We start from the raw sequence: 18,818 nt of genomic DNA, 5'->3' as shown, positions 1-18,818 counted from the left end.
ACGAATCTGAGACACATGCCTGGGCGCTGTCAAGCAAGGCGCGAGCGCCATCACACTTCACTTCACGAGGGTTCCACTGATCAGGGATTTGCCCTCTACAACTTTCTGCGCTCATTGCCGATCCCTCTTAAAACACACAATATCGGGGATGTCGAATCAATCGCAGTAGTCGTGTTCCTAGCTAGCACGAAACGCTTCACTTGTCCGCACAGCCGTTTTGCTTCATGCGCTGAACTGGGGATTCAGCGCTGGCTCCGTCGACCATGCACGATTGCGCGAGTTTGTTTCGAGCTTGGACAATGATCTGGAGCGGTACGTCGACATCTTCGTCGAGCGCACGCGAAATGGCGGGAACCCGATTGATGTGCGGGCAGCGCTTACCGGGAAGGAGAAGATTGTTTTGCCTGCCGAGCCAATGGAGCGTGGCATTGTGCAGGAAATCGCCGAGGCCACAATTAACCAAAGCGACATATCGTGGTGGATTTCTGGATTGTAGAAAAACATAACTGACGTATGACGCCCCACAACGGTCGGTAGCCGAATAAGGAAATTAAAATGGCATTAGTTAGAGTTTTTGGTAACACATATCTAAATCCGGCTTCAGTGGGGAAGGTCGAACATACTCCAAAATTTAATGACGGGGCATCGAGAACCAACACCACAACCGTGTTTGACACAACGGGTCAGCACATTCTATTGAAGGTCGAGACTACTGTTCCTACACCTGCGCCGCAACACGACCCCAAGGCTGTTGTACGTGACAATCATGTCCACTCGGAGATCATCAACGCCTTACATGAAGGGCAACACGCGATGCCATTTGCAGAGGAATAGAAGATGAGCATTAATAGCATCACCGATGACGAACATTACACGCTGCAGAAGGTTTTCGGACTCAAGCATTTTAATGCGCCTGCTCATGCAGAGTTGCTTGAGGAAGCCAAGCTGCTCGTTGAAAAAGGATGGGTTGTTCAAAATGGGAATGAGTTGAGCGTCCCGGACGACGTGATGTGGGATCTGCATGCCATTGGCAAACCATTGAGGAATCGATAGGACGGAAAAGAAATCAATGGCAAAAAGTGCTGACATTAGTGGCAGTAAGGTCAAATATACAAAATAGGGTAACGACATTATTTTTACTGTCGAAGGCAGCAATCGTAAGTACACCATCAGTTTAGCCAGTCGGGAGCAAGTAACTACCATTGGTCCAGATTTAAACGAACTCATCTGGGCAATTGAACGAGCATGGAATGAAAAAGGAAAGTGACGATGACAAATAGCGAGATCGAAGCATTGGCTACGCGAGTAAAAATGGGCGACGTGTGGTGGCACGATGGTGCCGGTGCCATCAAGCGCGTCCGTTCTGTCAATTTGGCAGAACCAGCAGCGCTTCTTGTCAATGATATGGCTGTCGCGCTGGAGAGCACCTCCATCACTGCATTTGTGACCTTGCAACCTGCCGTTCGACCAGGCGCTTAATCGTCGAGGAATACGGTCATGACGAAGAAGGGGAAAGACGGATATACAACCACTGATTCCATCGCGGAGTCACTCCGTTTGAATGCCGTTGAACTTCATTCGTTCACTAGCGAGAATTGGGAACGATATGGTGCGATCGAGAACGATCGCGGGCGGTACGAAGTGCATGCCGTTTACATAGGTGACCTGGTGCGCGACTTCAAGGCTTAAACTAGCTATGTATAGTTAATCCTTGGATTGTTTATCCGCCTTTTCCTGTTCTGAAGTGCAGTAGCTCAGACTTGACCTGACACATACTGTCAGATGGGTTAGAGTTATTCACGGCCTGTACTAGTGCTGAATCGAGGAGACAGCCCGAAGTCATCTGTCGTCAAGCCCCCGATCTCCATCGGCCCATGAGCGAATTAATGAGCCGGTTCGCGCGCCGCAGGCGGCGATCAAAGCCTTGGGGTCACCATATTGAGCACAGTTTCTACGTGTAAAATATGGGGTCAACCTGTCGAGACCCGTCATGCAACTGCTCTCCCCTGCAGGCACCCTGCTGTACAAATATCTATCCCCGGAAAACGCCTTGCGCGTCCTGTCCAATGGAAAATTGCGCTTTTCGCCACTGATCGAATTCAACGATCCATTTGAGCTCCGTACATATCCGTATGCGCGCTTTGACGAGATGGAGTTCGGCTATCAGCTCTGCTGTTCAATCTTGGAGGTTATTCAAAACAAGGAGACTATTTCGGGAACGAATCGTGTTTGCGATCTTGTACGTCTTTACCAGGAAGGTCGCTTTGACGATATGACCCCGCAACTGTTTGCGAAGTGGATGGGGCGCATGATGGCCGAGAAAAAGATCATCCGAACACCCTCGCCACACACGAAGGTGGTTCATTTACGCCTATCCAAAATTATGGGCGCACTATGTCTTTCAGAGACGCACGATCAAATCCTGATGTGGTCTCACTACGCGTCCAACCACCAAGGGATCGCGCTAGGTATTGACCCCGCGAAGGGAGGGCAGGCGTTTAAGTTCGTTGGTCCAGTCGAGTATCGAAGCGATTACCCGGTCAACGAGGATGCAAAGCTCATGGCCGACAGCTTCCTCGGTCGCCAACATGTTGCAATGACACGTGGCCCGGACATCATTAAGACGATGATGTTCACGAAGAGCGCACATTGGAGTTACGAGCGCGAATGGCGCGCATTACGCTCGCATGACGGAGATCCGACTGGAGACCACAAGCAATACGATATCAACGCCCAATTAGTCGAAATTTCCGGTGATGCGTTTACTTCGATCTACGTCGGCTGTAGAACAGACCCAGCGTTCGGGGAGGAGATTGTCAGCAAGGCTCGTTTACTGAACCCTAGCATAAATGCTTTTACTACACGGATCTCCACAAAGTGCTATGGCTTGGAATTTCGGCCGTACGGCGAGTTGTGGGCAGAGGAATATCCAACCGATGACTCAACAATATTATCTTGACAACCGGGCTGCCGGACGTCTGACGCAATGTGTCAGGTCAAGTCTGAGCTACTACAGTTAAAGTGCTAGAGTTCGCTGATTGATCGCGCTGCTTCGATCAGCACCTCTTTGTCACTTTGCGATGCGCGATGAAAAATCACGGCCAACCAAGCGGCAACGTCGTCCACGGTGTAAAAATAGCCTTCAGGTACATTCAAAACCTTAGCAATCCTCGTGACCGTTAGATAGTCCGGGTCATGCTTTCCTCGCTCGTATTGGTTCATTCGCGCACTTGCTGACATTTCATCTATGCCAGCCGCGACACCAAGCTTCTCTTGGGATAGCCCGGCGATCTTTCTCGCTTCCTTTAATCTCTTAGCAAAGACAGACATTCTTAGCGCCCAAAGGCTAAGATAGTCTTAGGAATATATTGCGCTCACACTAAAAAATCCTTAGTATGACGTACATTGCCTCTAAGCATCACCAGACTGCTTAGTGGTTTGAGGTGGCATGCCGCCCTTTTACTGCTAAATGAATAGTCATCAAACCATGAATAAAATTTTTGCCTTCATCTTTGTTGCGCTTCTGAGTGCGTGTGCCACCCAGCCTGCGAAAATTACGCAAACCGTATCCGGTTGGCCTGAGATTGAGATTTCAGCTACAGATAAAAATCGGTGAAGGACTATATCCTTCTGAAAAATTCCGAAACTGGCTGGAGCTTAGAGCAGGAGTCTGACAGCATGCTGTTTTTTTCCCAAGTGGATTCTAGTGGCTCATTTAATGCGGCCTTAACGACGGTCGCATTGGGAAACGCTTATAGCACTCCGCCAAAGTATGAGCTGAAATATTTTATAAATCAGCTTCCTGGGCGCGTAAAGATAGTTTCTAATATTGCCGTCTCTACTCAAATGCCTGGGGGGCAGGTTAATCGCATGTTCCTCAACGTAAACAACGCTGTATATAACGCCTATCAAGAACAGTTGAACAGGTTTAAAAAAGACGTCGAGAAAATCAAATAGTTCCGTTCTCTCAGCTTGTCGGGCTGCTCCATATACAAAAAAACCCGGTGCGCGGCCGGGCTGGATGTCCGCAATCGGCTACTCCAAAATCCACCGATGCGCGGTTAGGTTGTATACGGATCTATGCGCTCATAAGCCCCTTTGAACCGCCATTTAGCCAATCGGGGCGGCACAGACGACCATCTCCGTCGAAAGCTCGTAATCCGTCATAGGCTAGGGCGTTTGCAAGTGCACGGCCAGCGGTCGGGTCAGCGTCCAGCAAATTTCGGGTGGCGAGGTGGATTTGTTCAATGAGTTTGTCCCATTCGCCGTATGCGATCAGCTTGCGTTGGTAGTTTCGTTTCTTTTCTATGGTGTGCTGAAGCATCGCCATATCTTCATCGCATGATGCGAGAGCGGCTGTGGCACTCTCTATCCGTGCAATGATTGTTGGTCGGGCAGCACGAGCGGCGGTTGCTTTATCGCGTGCTAAGGTCATCGCAACCTCGATTTTCGCAATGATTTCAGCCGCGCCGCTAGTTTCATCAGGCAAGGCGAGGAACGAATCCTTTTGCGCCTCGCTCAGTTTATTAGCCGCTGCTAATTCGTTGCGCTCGGCTGTGTCGGCCTGATCCCGAAGTTTGATGGCCTGTTGTAGCGTGGAGGCAAATTTTTTCCACTTACCTTGCGCATCCAGCAGTTCAGCCTCATGCCTGATAATTTCAGATTGTAGGTGATAAGGAGTTATAGCGGCTTTTTCCAAGCGCCGAAGTTCATTTCTCAATTCGGCATGCTCTCGGCTCAGCGGTACAAGCGTTGCTTGAAGTTTGTGCAAGCTGCTGCTGGTCTGTCGATGTTCGGCGTGAAGTTGATCCCGTACTTGTTGGGCAACAGTATGCGACTCCTGACAATTTTTTGGCCGGCTGCCGGTTAGTGTCCAGTCCCGCGAAGCGATGCCTTCGTTCAGAACTGCAATGTGCTCTCTTAATGCAGCAATTTCTTTGTCTAACATGGCTATTGGCTCGGCCAGTTTGGAAAGACGGTTATTGGTGGCACTAATTTGCTCCGCGATGTGTTGTAATTTATTGCTATCACTCATTTTTTACTCCTATTGGATGACTGAGGGCTTGGTGCATGTTTGCTTAAATCTCCATATGGGCGCGTTTGGCACATAGGGCTGGTTTCACGATGTTCACGGATTTACGGATTTACGGATTTACGGATTTACGGATTTACGGATTTACGATTTCGCGATTTTGGCCGTCAGGACATATCGCACTTAACTACATTGTGGGTAGTTCGGCGGTGGTCGGTCTGCACAAGGTCAAAAGGTACTTCCTGCCGGCGTTTGCTTCACAGGGGCGCGCTGAGCCCCGTTTCCCACAAAATTTCTGAGCCTTTCATAGCACCAACAATATCGAAAGACGATAACGGTGATGACGTAAGAGGCCAATTCCATAGGCTGCGCGGGGATGCTGAGCCTCGGTTTCCGAGCTTCCTCTCAGAAACCCATCAAGACAGCAACTTAAAATTCAACGCTAGCAGTTCCCTTTTTTGATTCTCCATGCACTTACTCGGATTTCCGCATGCATGCCAGAATGAGGGCTTGTCCGAGGTGATGATACGAACTGTGACGCTGTGACAGTCTGTGAGGCTATTTCCAGCTTTAACCCTATATATATTAATTTTTGGGGGGGCAAGAGAGAGAAAAAGAGAAAAGCCATCACAAACCGTCACACCGTCACAAGTCGTCCTGCGTTCTATCGAATGAAGCAAGTCCGTAGCGCGCACCGGACCGGGTATGTACCTTGTCGATACCCGTCGCACTAAGCGAATGAGCAAACGACCTCTCGGTCCCCGGTGTCGGGCGTTTATAGCCCATGCTTGCGCACCACTTCATGAAGCATTCAAATAGATCGGACAGAGACTTTCCTTCTTTTGCTGGTACGCGGTCCATACTCGGAAGCCATGCTCCCAAATGCCCCTGCTCGGACAAATATGCTAGCGTCCGCTCCTTCACCACATCGGGCGGGGCAAGTCCCTTCTCGTGGTACTCCTTGGCACCCAGCACCAGCCTAGTGAATACGCCTACCGCTTCCGCGCGCAACTCGTCAGCCAAGTTCGGATCGCCTTCAGGCAAATCGGGGTCCGGGTCTGGATGACCGGGACGGTTCCATGCCCTGTCGAAAGGCACGATATGCAGGCGGCCCCGCATAGCGTCGTCAAGGTGTTGGATTGCGGGTAAGGCATTTGTCATCAGGACCAGCTTGTGAGAAACCAAGAATTGAAATGGGTCTTGGTGCAAACCTCGCGCCGTGATGAATCCTCCGCCAGTATGGCGTTTCACCATCGCTTCGTTTAGTTTTTGTCCATCCTTCGATTCGGACGCTATCGCCAAGCGCACACCTGCCAATGATGCGAGAAACGGCTGCGCTCGTTCGCCATCGCTGTTGAGTGAGGTTGACATCAAGACTTCCGGCGTGAGAGACATTGCATAGCGCCCCATAACCGTTTGCACCAAGTCCAACAAGATATTCTTCCCATTCGCACCGGGGCCTGTAAATATCCCCATGACCTGGCTGCGGGTATGCCCGGTAAGGCAGTAGCCGAGAAAGCGCAACACGTATGCTGCAAGCTCTGGGCGAGAGGTATAGCCTTTCCCATCGGGCGCGCCTGTGATTTCTTCGATCAGCTTGTCGAAGCGCGATGCCTTGGCGTTCGGGTCATACGGAAGTGGGCAATGTCGGGTAACGTAATCTTCCCGCGCCACGTGACGAAGTTGTGCCGTCGTTAGATCAACAACGCCATTTGCGACGCCGATCAAATTTTGATTGTTGTCCAATGCCGACATGCTGATACTCAGGCGGGGGTCTTTCTTGGCAAGAGCCTGCATTGACGTAATCGCTTTAGCGCTGCGGCATGTCCGCCTCCATGCCCGATGCCCCTCAGCCACTTTAAGCAAATGCTTGCGTTCTTCCTTATCACCGGCATTATCGGCCTGACGCTCGGCGTTCTCAGCCAACTCTCGCCAATGCTCCCCAACAGCTAACGCGAGGCCGTGAATCGCGGCATTGGCGGCCGCACCGCGCTCATGTGTGGAGCCATTCCAATACAAACCCTCGCCCGTTTCATTAATGAATTTCAAATTGCCATTAGCAAGGCGTACCAACAGGTTGACGTTGCCTACGTCAGTTTTGTCCTCGTGGCTGCCATCGGGACGTGCGGCATCCGGCTTAACGCGAGGATCGATAAAGCAGCCAGTATCCTTTGCAGCCTTAATCAACGTACCGGGGCCAATCGTTGAGCGCCTGCTCTGATTGTCACTGTTCCAAACTTCGTCAAATTTATCTTCGTCGTAATTTTCCGAATCGAGCTTCGACCATGCGCGCGCTTTTTTCTTGGCGCAAGCCAGGCCCGTTGCGGCAACAGCCCACACGAGATCACGCCACGGTGGATACTTCTTCGGCGGTATGCCGATTGCTGCAAGAGCATCGTCCAGTGTACGATTGTGCAGCTCATCATCAGGCCATGCCAGATTGGTTTGGGCCAGAGCTTCTATCGGATCGGTGTCACGCGGCTGAGAGTCCTTGCCCTCATCTTTACCTTTGCATGGCAAGGGATCAGCCAGATCCAACAATCCGAGTTGGTCGATAGTTTGTGCGCCATAGATTCGACGGCATTCAAAAGGACTACCCTCTGCATAACCGCCATAAAACCAGCACTGACCGACGGTTTCCGACTCGGGCGCAATAACACCGCCGTATTCACCGTTCAATGCCTGCACATATTCCAAACGTTCTTTAGCCTGGATAGGGGCATGCAGCGGCAGCACGACACGCCAGCGTGGGCTATCTGCGGTGTGCTTAAATGAAGTATAAATTGTTGCGACCAAGCCCAAGCGCTCCAGCACTTTAGCTGCCTCGTTTACCGACATGGTTCCAGCATCATGTTCAATAACGATAGCGTGTACGGACCGGACGTTATCGTTCTTGCGGTGATTGCCTTGAAACTCCACGGGGGAAAACATGCCCTGCGCTTTCTTATCATTCTCCGTGTTGGGGAGACGTGCGGCGGATGCAAGCATGTCGTGCAACTCGTCGTAGCTCATGATCTTTTTGCGACCATGCGCTTCTTTAGCGCTGCGGAAAAGCGTTACCGTAATGGGATGAGAAGCCATTGGCACTTCCATTACAGGTCATCATCAATGCGAGCGGCATGAAGGCTTCTCACAAGCGCCCGCAACTGCTCATTGCTTTTGCCAGATAACCGCGCACGCAGTACGGCATCTACCTCATGCGCTGGCCAAGCGGCCGCACGAGCGCCGATCTTTACTGGCTTAGTGAACAGACCGACGGCTGCATCGTCATACATGGCCGTGCGGGACAGACCTGTTTTGGCGAGCACATCGCCAAGGCGCAACATTCGAATATCCATAATCATCCCTTTCAGAAAAATCCCCGCCGTATGCGGGGATGAAGGAATGTTCTAGGATTTTGCAGAAAGGTGCATTCCGCTAAGTCCGGACTTAGCCGTTTTACTCAGAGTCGCTTTTCCTCCTTCGCACGGACGCATCTCGTAAGCGCCTCTCTATATCTACTCCGTCCGCATCGTCATGGTCGTTAATCGTCGCCTTCGCAACCCTTCGAAGTGCCTCGTGGCGGTCGTCCAACCAAATCGACAGTTCCTCCACTTCTTGCAAATCTTCACTTTTGCCGATTGTTCGCGGCTGCGCCGTTAGCCCTGTCGCACGCAGCACGAAACTAGCTCGTTTCCTTTTAGTCGTATCATCATGTTGGACAGTGCAAGCATTTAAAACTGCGCATACCATCGCACGAACTACGTCACTACTGCGGCCAGTAGAAACGAATTCCTGAAGCTCGCGTCGAAGAAGAATTTGCAGATCGTCTGACAGATCCTCGCTTACGCCAGTGGGGGTATTTGCTATCGCCTCGTAGTATTCAAGTATTCTTAAATCGTCCGAGCGACCTTCAACGTCACTCAGTGTCAGACCACACAAGTCAGCTGGAAATTTCATAATCGCGCTTCAATGAGGTTGTTTCATGTTTGCTTACCTCGGAACGGCACCACGTTGGCGCTATTAAGCAGAATGTCTATCCGCTCGCCAAGGCGCTCCCATGCTTCGCGCTTCTCGGTCGCATAGTCGTAATGGAGATACGCGCGGCGCACACGACTACCGGCCAGCACATGGTTTTGGCAGCGGTCGATCACATCGGGCAGCACGCCAAGCTGCTGCATCATCGTTGCTCCAGTGCGGCGCAAGTCGTGCGGCGTCCATGCACCCGCCCTCCCCTCGGACAGCACCAATGAGTTATCGTGCTTGCGGTTCTTGAGTGGGCCGCTCCGGTTCTTGAATTGCATTTGCCGGTCGCCGATCTGCTTGGATACACTCTTAACGCATACATGCTGGGCGGGCGCTTCGCCTGTTGCTGTGCGCGCGGGGAAGCAGAACTGCGTTTCTCCCGTCAGCGTATGCAACGCCTTGAACTGGCGAAGCGCGAAGGAGGAGAGATAGACTTTCCATTCCTCTTTGGTCTTGGTGTTCTCACGAGGCACAAGCCATTCGCCTGAGACCAGGTTCACATGCTCCCAGCGTGTCATGAGTAATTCGCCGATGCGGCACATCGTGCCCAAGCAAATCCAAAGGGCGAGTTGCGTTTCCTTCTTCAGTGGCCGATCCACACTGTACTTTGTGCCAGCGGGGGCATCGGCATAGGTCGTCTCCATGCAGTCCAGCCTATCGTGCAGCTCGCGCAATTCATCGGCTGACAGCACACGCTCACGCTCTGCATCTGGATTCAGACCAGGCGGCAGCAGCTTATCCAGTTCGACCAACTCGGCGGGGTTGCCCTCGGCCATGAGCGCGCGCCACGGCTTGCGCTTCTCAGCCCAGGCGAACATCTGTACCAAGTCGCTATGAAGGCGTGAGGCCATACGGTAAGCGCCTCGCTTTACCACGGTGCGTAGCACGGCCCGCAAATCTCCCTCTGCCGTATTGCGCACGGGCTTATTGCCGATGATTGGCAGCACGTCCTTTTCGAAGCAGCGGCGCAACTCGGCGTTGCCGTCCGCGCGCGCCACTCCATCCTGTATCCAGGCATCGAACATCGCGCGAATTGGTAGGTTGTCGGCTTCTTGGCGCGCGGCCTCAGCAATCGTGGCCTCCACCTTGGCTTGCGCTTCGATTTTGGCGGCGCGTTTGGCGTCGGTCGGCTTCACGCCGTCTTTTACCAGCGTCCGCGCTCTGTCGCGCTCGGCACGAATGGCCTCTAGGCTAACAGTGGGCCATGCGCCGCAGTAATGCCACGATTTCTTGCCATCCCATTTGAAGCCATAGCGAAATGGGATAGACACGCTCCCGTCGCCCGCCACTCGTACATCACCAAACAGCCCGTCCCCATCGCCTAATGCATCGCCTTTCCACTCAGCCGGGATGGCTTCCAGCTCCTTGATGGTCCAGCGGCGGCCTTTGCCTTGTCGGGGGTAACGTGTCATGCGAATGTCCAATGGGTACACCGATGGGTACACCGTAACACGGCTATTGCCGTACGTCAACGGACGTGACAGAACGATTGAACTTACTTAACTGATTGATTTTAAATGTTATAATTGTCCACTGAGATCCGCTTATGTTCAGGTAAGTCCATCCCTTAACTTCATGGGGTGCAAGGGGTAGAGTGTTCGAATCACTCCGTCCCGACCAATAAATACAAGGCCTGTAGTGATAACAGTCACTTACAGGCATTTTCATTTGTAAGCTTGTACCCGCTTTGTACCCCACTTTGTACCCCACCGTTACCCTACCCGGCAGAGTTTCCACTTAAAAGTCCAAATACTGTCTTCACGAACGGCGCCACCTCGCACCATGAAGTGGTGCGCCAAAATGATTCAGACGGCTGAAGTTTCCAATGAACATGTATGTTCGATAAATTTCTGCGAGATCGTCAACATTGCTGTTTTTTTTCGGCAAAAAGCACAAATCCAAATGACGAATGCCCTGCTTGAAATTTATTTGTGCAATGCACAAATAAATTCTTGACTAATATTAGTAAACCCCTACAATAGCATTTGTTGCAACGCACAATTCATCCCGTACTGCTAAGCAATACTGTATAACCCAAGGAGGTTTCCATGTTTACAATCCCAGAACAGTTTTCCAGCGCCACCAAAGCAAACTTTGAAGCGCAAATCGCCATGATCACGGCCCTGACAAATAAAGCATTTGAAAGTGTTGAGAAAGTTGTTGATTTGAACATGAATGCAGCCAAGGCATCGCTGGAAGAATCTACCGTTGCTGCAAAACAACTGCTATCCGCAAAAGATCCACAGGAATTTTTCTCCTTGACAACCGCGCAAACCAAGCCGACTGCAGAAAAGGCTTTGGCATATGGTCGCCATTTGGCAAGCATCGCATCAGCCGCGCAAGCTGAATTTACCAAAACTGCAGAAACACAAATTGCTGAAACCAATCGCAAGGTGCTGTCCTTGATTGAGGAAGTCACAAAGAACGCACCTGCAGGTTCTGAAAATGTAGTTGCCATGATTAAGACAGCAATCGGTAACGCCAGTGCCGGTTACGAGCAACTGACCAAAACCACGAAGCAAGCGGTTGAAACACTGGAATCCAACATCAACACCGCTGCGAGCAAATTTTCCGAGGCAACCAGCAAGGCAAGCGGGGCCGCAAAGAAATAATTACACAAGTCAGGCAACCGCCAGTCGGATTGGTGCCAGTCACACTTGCCAAATGCCCCGTAGTTACGGGGCATTTTTTATGCATGGGCAATACCTAAGCACCATCGCCATCGCCATCGCCAAACCAGACTGTGTTCTCGTAGAATACGCAATAGCACAAAAGTCGCTACTCTAGCGATCTGCCACTGCCGAAGCATTGCGTTCGGACAGTTTGTTCGGAAATGATGTTCAGGAGATCCAGATGCTATCCCGCATTCGTTTTTTACTAAACGCAGGCGGTCGCGATGCGGCGCTGTTATGGTATGCATTACGTCAGCCTGAAACCCCGGCAACCATCAAGATTGGCGCAATTTTGCTGGCGTTATACGTTATCAGCCCGCTCGATGTCATCCCCGATCTGATCCCGGTATTGGGCTGGTTAGATGATGCAACGCTACTTGCCTTCGGAATACCATTGCTACTCAGGAAAGTGCCGGCGGATATCCGACAAGCCGCTGAAAACAGCTGTAAATACCGTCCAGGAAAAGCAAAGTAAGCTCATGTCGCCCTGAGTCGTCAATAAAAAATGCCTTGCAAGAATTATTTGCAAGGCATTTTGATTGGCCGGTGCGAATTACCGACCATCTATCATCCCTCGCCCAGATAAGCCTCCTTGACTTTCGGGTCGTTCAGCATGTCTTTTGCATCCCCGCTCATGGTGATGTAGCCGGAATCCATCACATAACCGCGATGCGCGGCCTGCAGGGCAAGCTTCGCATTTTGCTCCACCAGCAGGATGGTGATGCCCTGGGCCGATACGTTGCGGATCACCTCAAAGATCTTCTCGACCATGATCGGTGACAGCCCCATCGACGGCTCATCGAGCAGCAACAAATTGGGATGAGACATCAAGGCGCGCGCCATCGCGAGCATTTGCTGCTCGCCGCCCGACAGGGTTCCTGCCATCTGCGATGCGCGTTCTTTCAAGCGGGGAAATACGCCAAACCATTTGTCGATATCGGCCTCGATACCGGCCTTGTCGTTGCGGGTAAAGGCTCCCATCATCAAGTTTTCCTTGATGCTCATGCGGGTAAAAACGCCCCTGCCCTCCGGTACCATGGCCAAGTTATTCCTGACCAGCTTGAACGACTCCTTCCCCTTGATCGAGGCGCCCATGTAATGCATGTCACCCTCCACCTTGCAGGCGGGCAAGGTGCCGGTAATCGCCTTGAGGGTGGTGGTCTTGCCGGCGCCATTGGCTCCGATCAGAGTGATCAATTCGCCTTTATTGACCTCAAGGTCGATGCCCTTGACAGCTTGAATGCCGCCGTAGGCAACTTTCAGATTGATGATTTTAAGTACATTTGCAACCATTAATGGCCACCTCCCAAATACGCCTCGATAACGGCTGGATTCTTCTGGATTTCCGCAGGAAGTCCTTCTGCGATTGGTTTGCCGTAATCCAGCACAGTGAGTCGATCACAAAGTCCCATCATCAGTTTGACATCGTGCTCGATAAGCAGAATAGTCTTGCCTTCGGCCTTGATTTTCACCAGCAATTCACGCAAACCCAGCTTCTCGGTTGCATTCATGCCGGCAGCCGGTTCATCCAGAGCAAGCAATTGCGGATCAGTAGCTAGTGCACGCGCAATTTCCAGGCGGCGCTGGTCGCCATAAGAAAGATGACGCGAAGTACGGTCTGCAAACTTCGCAATGCCGACGAACTCCAGCAACTCCATGGCCCGGGCGCGGATTTCCTGCTCTTCCCTGCGCGCTGCCTTATGGCGCAAAACCGCGCCCAGCACACCCTGATGGGTACGTACATGGCGCCCCACCATGACATTTTCGAGTGCAGTCATTTCGCTGAAGAGCCGGATATTCTGGAACGTGCGCGCAATTCCCGCCTTGGCTACCTCATGCGGCGCAGAAGGGGAGTAAGGCTTGCCAGCCAGTTCAAACGAGCCGGTATCGGGCTGATACAAGCCGGTGATGACGTTGAAGAAAGTGGTCTTGCCGGCACCGTTAGGGCCAATCAAACCATAGATCTGCCCCTTGGCAATCTTGATATTGACATTCGACAGGGCTTGCAAGCCGCCAAAACGCTTGTTAACACCGGCAATTTTTAAAATTATTTGTTCGCTCATCAGTGTTCTCCTTATGCAGCAACTACGCCGGTTGCACGCCCTGGCTTATCGATATCCGCATCAGGCCTGTCCTCGTGCTTTGGCGCTGGCCACAATCCGGCAGGACGGTTAAGCATGATCAGAACCATGGCCAGGCCATACAGCAATTGGCGCAGAATTTCAGCATCTATGATCACATGGCCGAACAGCAGCTTCTGAACCGGCTCAACCACATGGCGCAACACTTCCGGCAAGGCTGCAAGAATGATGCTGCCCAGTATCACGCCCGGAATATGCCCCATGCCACCCAGCACCACCATTGCCAAAATGATGATGGACTCCATCAAGGTAAAAGATTCCGGAGAAACGAAGCCCTGAAAAGCCGCAAACATCGAACCCGAGATGCCGCCAAAAGACGCACCCATCGAGAACGCCAGCAGCTTGATGTTGCGGGTATTAATGCCCATGGCTTTGGCAGCGATCTCATCTTCGCGAATGGCAACCCAGGCACGGCCAAGACGTGAGTGTTGCAGGCGGGAAGTAATCAGGACGATGATGATGCACAAGGCCAGAAACAGAAAATAGTAGGCATTTACCGAAGGCATAGAAAAACTGCCGATTTTTACCGTTGCCACCGAACCAGCCTCACCGGCCAGAGAAACGCCGAAAATCCGGATCGGCTCAATCATGTTGATGCCTTGTGGCCCGTTGGTGATATTCACCGGTCCATTCAGGTTATTGAGGAAAATACGAATAATCTCGCCGAAGCCAAGGGTCACAATCGCCAGATAATCGCCGCGCAGCTTGAGCGTGGGAGCACCCAGCAAGGCGCCGAAAAATGCCGCCACTGCTGCGGCAATCGGGACAATCATCCAGACCGAAAGATGGATGCCGTTTTGCGCGATTTCAGGACCGAATACCGTCATCAGAAAATTGCCGACCGACGGGTACTGGTTCACAAACGATTCCAGCACTACCGCAAACTGGGGCGAAGCCAGCAAGGCGGTGGTATAAGCGCCAACCGCGTAAAAAGCGATATAACCCAGATCCAGCAAGCCGGCAAAGCCGACCACAATGTTCAGGCCCAGCGCGAGCATGATGTAGAGCAGCGCAAAATCAATGATGCGCACCCAGGAATTACCATAGTTGGCGGCAAAAAAAGGAAATGCGATCGCAACAACAGCCAGGATGGCAAAGCTGATGTAAGCCTTGGTCGGATTCTTCTTGAGGTCGAAGTTAAGTGCCATGAAGTTCCCCTTTAAGCGCGATCAGCCACGCGTTCGCCCATGATCCCGGACGGACGCAATGTCAATACTATAATCAGCACGATGAAAGCAAAAATATCCTGATAGTGGCTGCCCAGGAAGCCGCCCGTCAGATCGCCGATATAACCGGCACCCAGGCTTTCAATCACGCCCAGCAGAATCCCGCCCAGCATCGCACCGTAGATATTGCCGATGCCGCCCAGCACCGCTGCGGAAAATGCCTTCAAGCCCGGCAAGAAGCCCATCGCGAATTGTGCCGAAGAGTAATTGGCACCCCACATCACACCCGCTACTGCCGCCAGCGCAGCACCGATGGCGAATGTGGCCACAATGACCTTATTGGCATCAACACCCATCAAGCCGGCCACCCGCGGGTTCTCCGAAGTGGCGCGCATGGCACGCCCCATCTTGGTTTTTTCAACCAAGAAGACCAAACCCACCATTGCCACAGCAGCCAAGGCCAGCAACATGACCTGGGTTTGGGAGATCAGCGCACCGCCGATATGAATCGGCTCGCTCGGCATCACCTGCGGAAAAGGCAGCGGACTGCGGCCCCATATCATCATGGCAAAAGTCTGCAACAGAATGCCGATACCGATAGCGGTAATCAGTGGCGCCAGGCGCGGCGCATTGCGCAGGCGCCGATAAGCAACGCGCTCAATCAATACGTTGACAATCACGCACACCGGTATTGCGGCCGCAATTGCGATCACCAGCTTGAAGATGCCCGGCATGTCTGGTGCTGCAGTTTGAATCATCTTGAGAACAGTCAGGCCGACCATTGCACCAATCATCAATACTTCGCCATGGGCGAAATTGATCAGACTGAGAACGCCATACACCATGGTGTAGCCAAGAGCGATCAGGGCATACATGCTGCCGAGTACCAGTCCGTTAATGATTTGTTGGATAAGAATATCCATAAATTCAAGCTCCCCTAGAAAACCGTAATTGAGTTGTTCTGCGGTTTACTGGCGATCGCAGCATTATGTGCGACTGCAGCAAAAACCGTTCCTAATAATAAAAACGGCACCCGGGAGTAAACCTCTTGGGTGCCGTAATAGGCTTTTTGCCGCTTATCCAATCAACCTTTTCACTACTGCCGGGGCATTGAGGATGTGTCCAATGTACATATATGTCTCCTTGTCTTGCGTTTGGTCTAAACGCTTTTTTAATATCTGAACACCCTCTTTTGGGGAGCATCCAAATTAGTAGGGCGCGATTTACAGAACCTGGATAATAAAGCAGGCCACTTCAGCGCAGATTTTGCACTACGTTGATGCTACTCCACTACCCGCACATTACACTGCAATTACGATGTGCGGATAAAAACAGCCGCTCTCGTGCGGTAGATATGATAATAAGAAATTCAATAAACAATATATGGAAAATTCAAGCTTATCCTGAACATAGTTCCGCAAAACTTAATCAACGGCATTGCCGATCACGGATTGCCCAGGCCTTTTGGCATCGGGAAGGTAACATGCTCTTTAACGCCATCCAGATGCTTCACGTTCTTTGCTCCCAGCGCTGTCAGTCGGTCGATTACAGCCTGTACTAATACTTCGGGAGCGGATGCGCCCGCAGTTACTCCGATCCGTCTCTTGCCAGCCAGCCAGCCGGGGTCGATTTGCGAAGCGTTGTCCACCATGTGCGCTACGGTGCCTTTCTTTTCGGCGACTTCACGCAGGCGATTCGAGTTGGAACTGTTCGGACTACCGACGACAATCACCACATCAACCTGCGGCGCCATGAATTTGACCGCCTCCTGGCGGTTGGTGGTGGCATAGCAAATATCGCCCCTCTTCGGCTCTACGATAAGCGGAAAACGGTTGCGCAATGCGGCAATAATATCGGCCGTATCATCCACGGAAAGCGTGGTTTGCGAAACATAGGCCAGCATGTCCGGCCTTTGCACAGTAAGGGCGGCAACATCGGCTACGGTTTCCACCAGATGCATCCCCTGCTCGGTTTGCCCCATCGTGCCCTCCACTTCGGGATGTCCATGATGACCGATCATGATAATTTCACGCCCTTCGCGCCGCATTTTTGCCACTTCCATGTGTACCTTGGTTACCAAAGGACAGGTCGCATCAAAAACAGTCAGACCGCGTGCGGTAGCCGCTTCACGCACCGCCCTGGAGACGCCGTGCGCGGAAAAAATCACGATATTGCCGGTCGGTACGTCGTCCAGCTCCTCGATGAAAATCGCTCCCTTGCCGCGCAAATCTTCCACCACATAAGCGTTATGCACGATTTCATGACGCACATAAATCGGCGCACCGAACTGCAGCAGCGCCCGCTCCACGATTTCAATGGCGCGATCGACGCCGGCGCAAAAACCGCGTGGCTGCGCCAGCAGAATTTCCTTCTCGTCCATCACATGATTCCAATAATTCTGACTTCAAATTTCAGTGACTGCCCGGCCAGCGGGTGATTGAAGTCGAACAAGGCGCCGTCGTCATCGATCGATCGCAAAACACCGGCAAAACGCCCGCCGCCGGGTGCCGCAAATTCCACCAGGTCGCCGATCGCATATTGCGCATCTTCGGGGGAGTTTTCCTGCAGGGCCGCTTTCGAAACGCGCTGGATCAAATCCGGGTTGCGCGGGCCAAACGCCTGCTCCGGCGACAATGCAAAGGTTTGATGCGTGCCCTCCGGCAATCCGATCAGGCAGGACTCGAGAAACGGTGCCAGCTGCCCCTTGCCCAACTGCAAAGTTGCAGGATTATCCTGGAAAGTAGTGACAATATCCTGATCATCCATCGATGCCAAACGATAGTGCAACGTCAGGTAAGCTGCGTCGGTGACGACTGGAGTAAGTGTGCTGGACATGTGAAACTCGTGGTAATTGAAAAGAAGCTGGTATTGTAAGCCAGCTTTATGACTGCTAACGCATCTGCAGACAAACCCGACCGTTCAAGGAAACCCCACATGGCGATTACGGATTGGCCCGAAGATCAGCGCCCGCGCGAACGGTTGATCAAGCATGGGCCGCAAAAACTCTCGGATGCCGAATTGCTCGCGGTTTTCTTGCGCATCGGCGTCGCCGGCAAAAGTGCAGTCGATCTGGGGCGCGAAATGATTGCACATTTCGGCTCGCTGAATGGCCTATTTTCGGCCCGGATCAGCGAATTCTCCGTCATCAACGGCCTCGGGCCGGCCAAATTTGCACAATTGCAGGCAGTTCTGGAACTGGCCAGACGTGCGCTGGCTGAAGAACTGCAGGCCGGCGTCGCGCTCGGTTCGCCGCAAGCAGTGCGTCACTATCTGCAGCTGCTGCTGGGTAACAAGCAATACGAGTCGTTCGCGGTGTTGTTTCTGGATGTCAAAAATCGCCTGATTGCTTCCGAGGAACTGTTTCGCGGCACGCTCACGCATGCCAGCGTCTATCCGCGCGAGGTGGTGAAAGTTGCGCTGGCGCACAATGCAGCAGCCATCATCCTGGCCCATAACCATCCATCCGGTACGCCTGAACCCAGCGCCGCCGATCATCTACTCACGCGCACGCTCAAACAAACGCTGGAACTGGTGGACGTGCGGGTACTGGATCACTTTATCGTCGCCGGACGCCAGATTCACTCATTCGCGGAACATGGGCAATTGTAACCGCCGCATCTCGGATGCACAAAGTATAGGGTATGCAAAATAATACTGAACTTATGGGACATATATAATGAAATTAAATTTATACATGCACCAGTATATTGAAATGGAGGGTGTTTCACACGGATCCAGCGGGCACATGCAAATCCGGCACATTCCAATTGTTAAATAATAAAATTAAAAATGACACATTTTA

22 protein-coding genes are annotated in these 18,818 nt (G+C 52.2%); 10 read left to right on the top strand and 12 right to left on the bottom strand.

Features of this window, described 5'->3' with window-relative positions; genetic code table 11:
- Positions 1-15: 15 nt before the first annotated feature.
- The 6 genes from HMCN_RS20085 to HMCN_RS0105330 all read left to right on the top strand — a co-directional run bounded on the left by HMCN_RS20085 (position 16) and on the right by HMCN_RS0105330 (position 2,959).
- Positions 16-303 (top strand): ATP-dependent Clp protease proteolytic subunit, encoded by a 288-nt coding sequence (locus tag HMCN_RS20085; protein WP_155837415.1) that lies wholly within the window; start codon positions 16-18, stop codon positions 301-303.
- Positions 218-496 carry a hypothetical protein gene (locus HMCN_RS18215; RefSeq protein WP_162174116.1) on the top strand — a complete coding sequence of 93 codons (279 nt, stop codon included), beginning with the start codon at positions 218-220 and terminating at the stop codon, positions 494-496. The genes HMCN_RS20085 and HMCN_RS18215 overlap by 86 nt, the downstream gene beginning before the upstream one ends.
- Positions 497-555: 59 nt before the next feature.
- The gene (locus HMCN_RS19140) at positions 556-834 is read left to right on the top strand and encodes a hypothetical protein (RefSeq protein ID WP_155837412.1); all 279 of its coding nucleotides are present in this window, start codon (positions 556-558) and stop codon (positions 832-834) included.
- A gap of 3 nt (positions 835-837) precedes the next feature.
- Complete coding sequence (locus HMCN_RS19135) at positions 838-1,053, top strand: hypothetical protein (RefSeq protein ID WP_155837410.1); 216 nt, start codon at positions 838-840, stop codon at positions 1,051-1,053.
- Positions 1,054-1,269: 216 nt separating this feature from the next.
- Positions 1,270-1,479, top strand: coding sequence for a hypothetical protein (locus HMCN_RS0105340; RefSeq protein WP_025916406.1), 210 nt, complete (start codon positions 1,270-1,272; stop codon positions 1,477-1,479).
- A gap of 511 nt (positions 1,480-1,990) precedes the next feature.
- A complete protein-coding gene (locus HMCN_RS0105330; RefSeq protein ID WP_025916404.1) occupies positions 1,991-2,959 on the top strand; it encodes a DUF2971 domain-containing protein in 969 nt (322 codons plus the stop codon).
- 65 nt (positions 2,960-3,024) lie between these two features.
- On the opposite strand, the gene HMCN_RS0105325 is transcribed toward HMCN_RS0105330, so the two are convergent.
- Positions 3,025-3,330, bottom strand: a complete 306-nt coding sequence (locus HMCN_RS0105325; protein WP_025916403.1) for a helix-turn-helix domain-containing protein — start codon at positions 3,328-3,330, stop codon at positions 3,025-3,027.
- A 282-nt stretch (positions 3,331-3,612) separates the two neighbouring features.
- Between HMCN_RS0105325 and HMCN_RS0105320 the strand changes: the two genes are divergently transcribed.
- Positions 3,613-3,957 (top strand): hypothetical protein, encoded by a 345-nt coding sequence (locus HMCN_RS0105320; RefSeq protein WP_025916402.1) that lies wholly within the window; start codon positions 3,613-3,615, stop codon positions 3,955-3,957.
- Between the two features lie 121 nt (positions 3,958-4,078).
- Here the strand turns inward: HMCN_RS0105320 and HMCN_RS0105315 are convergent, their stop codons facing one another.
- From HMCN_RS0105315 to HMCN_RS0105295, 5 genes are all read right to left on the bottom strand, one after another.
- Positions 4,079-5,035, bottom strand: coding sequence for a hypothetical protein (locus HMCN_RS0105315; RefSeq protein ID WP_025916401.1), 957 nt, complete (start codon positions 5,033-5,035; stop codon positions 4,079-4,081).
- 642 nt (positions 5,036-5,677) lie between these two features.
- Complete coding sequence (locus tag HMCN_RS0105310; RefSeq protein WP_035625944.1) at positions 5,678-8,113, bottom strand: phage/plasmid primase, P4 family; 2,436 nt, start codon at positions 8,111-8,113, stop codon at positions 5,678-5,680.
- 11 nt (positions 8,114-8,124) lie between these two features.
- Positions 8,125-8,370, bottom strand: coding sequence for an AlpA family transcriptional regulator (locus HMCN_RS0105305; protein WP_025916399.1), 246 nt, complete (start codon positions 8,368-8,370; stop codon positions 8,125-8,127).
- Positions 8,371-8,470: 100 nt separating this feature from the next.
- A complete protein-coding gene (locus tag HMCN_RS0105300) occupies positions 8,471-8,971 on the bottom strand; it encodes a hypothetical protein (protein ID WP_025916398.1) in 501 nt (166 codons plus the stop codon).
- Positions 8,972-8,994: 23 nt separating this feature from the next.
- Entirely contained in the window at positions 8,995-10,449 is a 1,455-nt protein-coding gene (locus HMCN_RS0105295) for a site-specific integrase (RefSeq protein ID WP_035625948.1), read from the bottom strand.
- A 636-nt stretch (positions 10,450-11,085) separates the two neighbouring features.
- Here HMCN_RS0105295 and phaP point away from each other — a divergent pair.
- Both phaP and HMCN_RS0105280 read left to right on the top strand, forming a co-directional pair.
- Positions 11,086-11,649: a TIGR01841 family phasin gene (gene phaP, locus HMCN_RS0105285; RefSeq protein ID WP_025916396.1), complete on the top strand. Its 564-nt coding sequence runs from the start codon at positions 11,086-11,088 to the stop codon at positions 11,647-11,649.
- Positions 11,650-11,890: 241 nt separating this feature from the next.
- Positions 11,891-12,184, top strand: a complete 294-nt coding sequence (locus HMCN_RS0105280; RefSeq protein WP_025916395.1) for a YkvA family protein — start codon at positions 11,891-11,893, stop codon at positions 12,182-12,184.
- Between the two features lie 92 nt (positions 12,185-12,276).
- On the opposite strand, the gene HMCN_RS0105275 is transcribed toward HMCN_RS0105280, so the two are convergent.
- From HMCN_RS0105275 to HMCN_RS0105250, 6 genes are all read right to left on the bottom strand, one after another.
- Positions 12,277-13,002 (bottom strand): ABC transporter ATP-binding protein, encoded by a 726-nt coding sequence (locus HMCN_RS0105275; protein WP_025916394.1) that lies wholly within the window; start codon positions 13,000-13,002, stop codon positions 12,277-12,279.
- The gene (locus HMCN_RS0105270; RefSeq protein WP_025916393.1) at positions 13,002-13,772 is read right to left on the bottom strand and encodes an ABC transporter ATP-binding protein; all 771 of its coding nucleotides are present in this window, start codon (positions 13,770-13,772) and stop codon (positions 13,002-13,004) included. Before HMCN_RS0105270 ends, HMCN_RS0105275 begins: the two co-directional genes overlap by 1 nt.
- An 11-nt stretch (positions 13,773-13,783) precedes the next feature.
- Complete coding sequence (locus HMCN_RS0105265) at positions 13,784-14,998, bottom strand: ABC transporter ATP-binding protein (protein WP_025916392.1); 1,215 nt, start codon at positions 14,996-14,998, stop codon at positions 13,784-13,786.
- Between the two features lie 11 nt (positions 14,999-15,009).
- Positions 15,010-15,939 (bottom strand): branched-chain amino acid ABC transporter permease, encoded by a 930-nt coding sequence (locus tag HMCN_RS0105260; protein WP_025916391.1) that lies wholly within the window; start codon positions 15,937-15,939, stop codon positions 15,010-15,012.
- Between the two features lie 521 nt (positions 15,940-16,460).
- Positions 16,461-17,396: a 4-hydroxy-3-methylbut-2-enyl diphosphate reductase gene (ispH, locus tag HMCN_RS0105255; RefSeq protein WP_025916390.1), complete on the bottom strand. Its 936-nt coding sequence runs from the start codon at positions 17,394-17,396 to the stop codon at positions 16,461-16,463.
- Complete coding sequence (locus tag HMCN_RS0105250) at positions 17,396-17,851, bottom strand: peptidylprolyl isomerase (protein ID WP_025916389.1); 456 nt, start codon at positions 17,849-17,851, stop codon at positions 17,396-17,398. The genes ispH and HMCN_RS0105250 overlap by 1 nt, the downstream gene beginning before the upstream one ends.
- Before the next feature lie 99 nt (positions 17,852-17,950).
- Here HMCN_RS0105250 and radC point away from each other — a divergent pair, with 99 nt between their 5' ends.
- On the top strand, positions 17,951-18,625 hold the full coding sequence (gene radC, locus HMCN_RS0105245; protein WP_025916388.1) for a DNA repair protein RadC: 675 nt from the start codon (positions 17,951-17,953) through the stop codon (positions 18,623-18,625).
- Positions 18,626-18,818: the final 193 nt, after the last annotated feature.

Source organism: Herminiimonas sp. CN, assembly GCF_000622895.1.
Taxonomy (GTDB): domain Bacteria; phylum Pseudomonadota; class Gammaproteobacteria; order Burkholderiales; family Burkholderiaceae_D; genus AVCC01.
Note: the sequence above shows the minus strand (reverse complement) of the source record. Positions and strands in the feature narration are given on the sequence as shown.

Coding starts and splice junctions, on each gene's coding strand:
- HMCN_RS20085 (WP_155837415.1), top strand. CDS start 16: ATGCCTGGGCGCTGTCAAGCAAGGCGCGAGCGCCATCACACTTCACTT.
- HMCN_RS19140 (WP_155837412.1), top strand. CDS start 556: ATGGCATTAGTTAGAGTTTTTGGTAACACATATCTAAATCCGGCTTCA.
- HMCN_RS19135 (WP_155837410.1), top strand. CDS start 838: ATGAGCATTAATAGCATCACCGATGACGAACATTACACGCTGCAGAAG.
- HMCN_RS0105340 (WP_025916406.1), top strand. CDS start 1,270: ATGACAAATAGCGAGATCGAAGCATTGGCTACGCGAGTAAAAATGGGC.
- HMCN_RS0105330 (WP_025916404.1), top strand. CDS start 1,991: ATGCAACTGCTCTCCCCTGCAGGCACCCTGCTGTACAAATATCTATCC.
- HMCN_RS0105325 (WP_025916403.1), bottom strand. CDS start 3,330: ATGTCTGTCTTTGCTAAGAGATTAAAGGAAGCGAGAAAGATCGCCGGG.
- HMCN_RS0105315 (WP_025916401.1), bottom strand. CDS start 5,035: ATGAGTGATAGCAATAAATTACAACACATCGCGGAGCAAATTAGTGCC.
- HMCN_RS0105310 (WP_035625944.1), bottom strand. CDS start 8,113: ATGGCTTCTCATCCCATTACGGTAACGCTTTTCCGCAGCGCTAAAGAA.
- HMCN_RS0105305 (WP_025916399.1), bottom strand. CDS start 8,370: ATGGATATTCGAATGTTGCGCCTTGGCGATGTGCTCGCCAAAACAGGT.
- HMCN_RS0105300 (WP_025916398.1), bottom strand. CDS start 8,971: ATGAAATTTCCAGCTGACTTGTGTGGTCTGACACTGAGTGACGTTGAA.
- HMCN_RS0105295 (WP_035625948.1), bottom strand. CDS start 10,449: ATGACACGTTACCCCCGACAAGGCAAAGGCCGCCGCTGGACCATCAAG.
- phaP (WP_025916396.1), top strand. CDS start 11,086: ATGTTTACAATCCCAGAACAGTTTTCCAGCGCCACCAAAGCAAACTTT.
- HMCN_RS0105280 (WP_025916395.1), top strand. CDS start 11,891: ATGCTATCCCGCATTCGTTTTTTACTAAACGCAGGCGGTCGCGATGCG.
- HMCN_RS0105275 (WP_025916394.1), bottom strand. CDS start 13,002: ATGGTTGCAAATGTACTTAAAATCATCAATCTGAAAGTTGCCTACGGC.
- HMCN_RS0105270 (WP_025916393.1), bottom strand. CDS start 13,772: ATGAGCGAACAAATAATTTTAAAAATTGCCGGTGTTAACAAGCGTTTT.
- HMCN_RS0105265 (WP_025916392.1), bottom strand. CDS start 14,998: ATGGCACTTAACTTCGACCTCAAGAAGAATCCGACCAAGGCTTACATC.
- HMCN_RS0105260 (WP_025916391.1), bottom strand. CDS start 15,939: ATGGATATTCTTATCCAACAAATCATTAACGGACTGGTACTCGGCAGC.
- ispH (WP_025916390.1), bottom strand. CDS start 17,396: ATGGACGAGAAGGAAATTCTGCTGGCGCAGCCACGCGGTTTTTGCGCC.
- HMCN_RS0105250 (WP_025916389.1), bottom strand. CDS start 17,851: ATGTCCAGCACACTTACTCCAGTCGTCACCGACGCAGCTTACCTGACG.
- radC (WP_025916388.1), top strand. CDS start 17,951: ATGGCGATTACGGATTGGCCCGAAGATCAGCGCCCGCGCGAACGGTTG.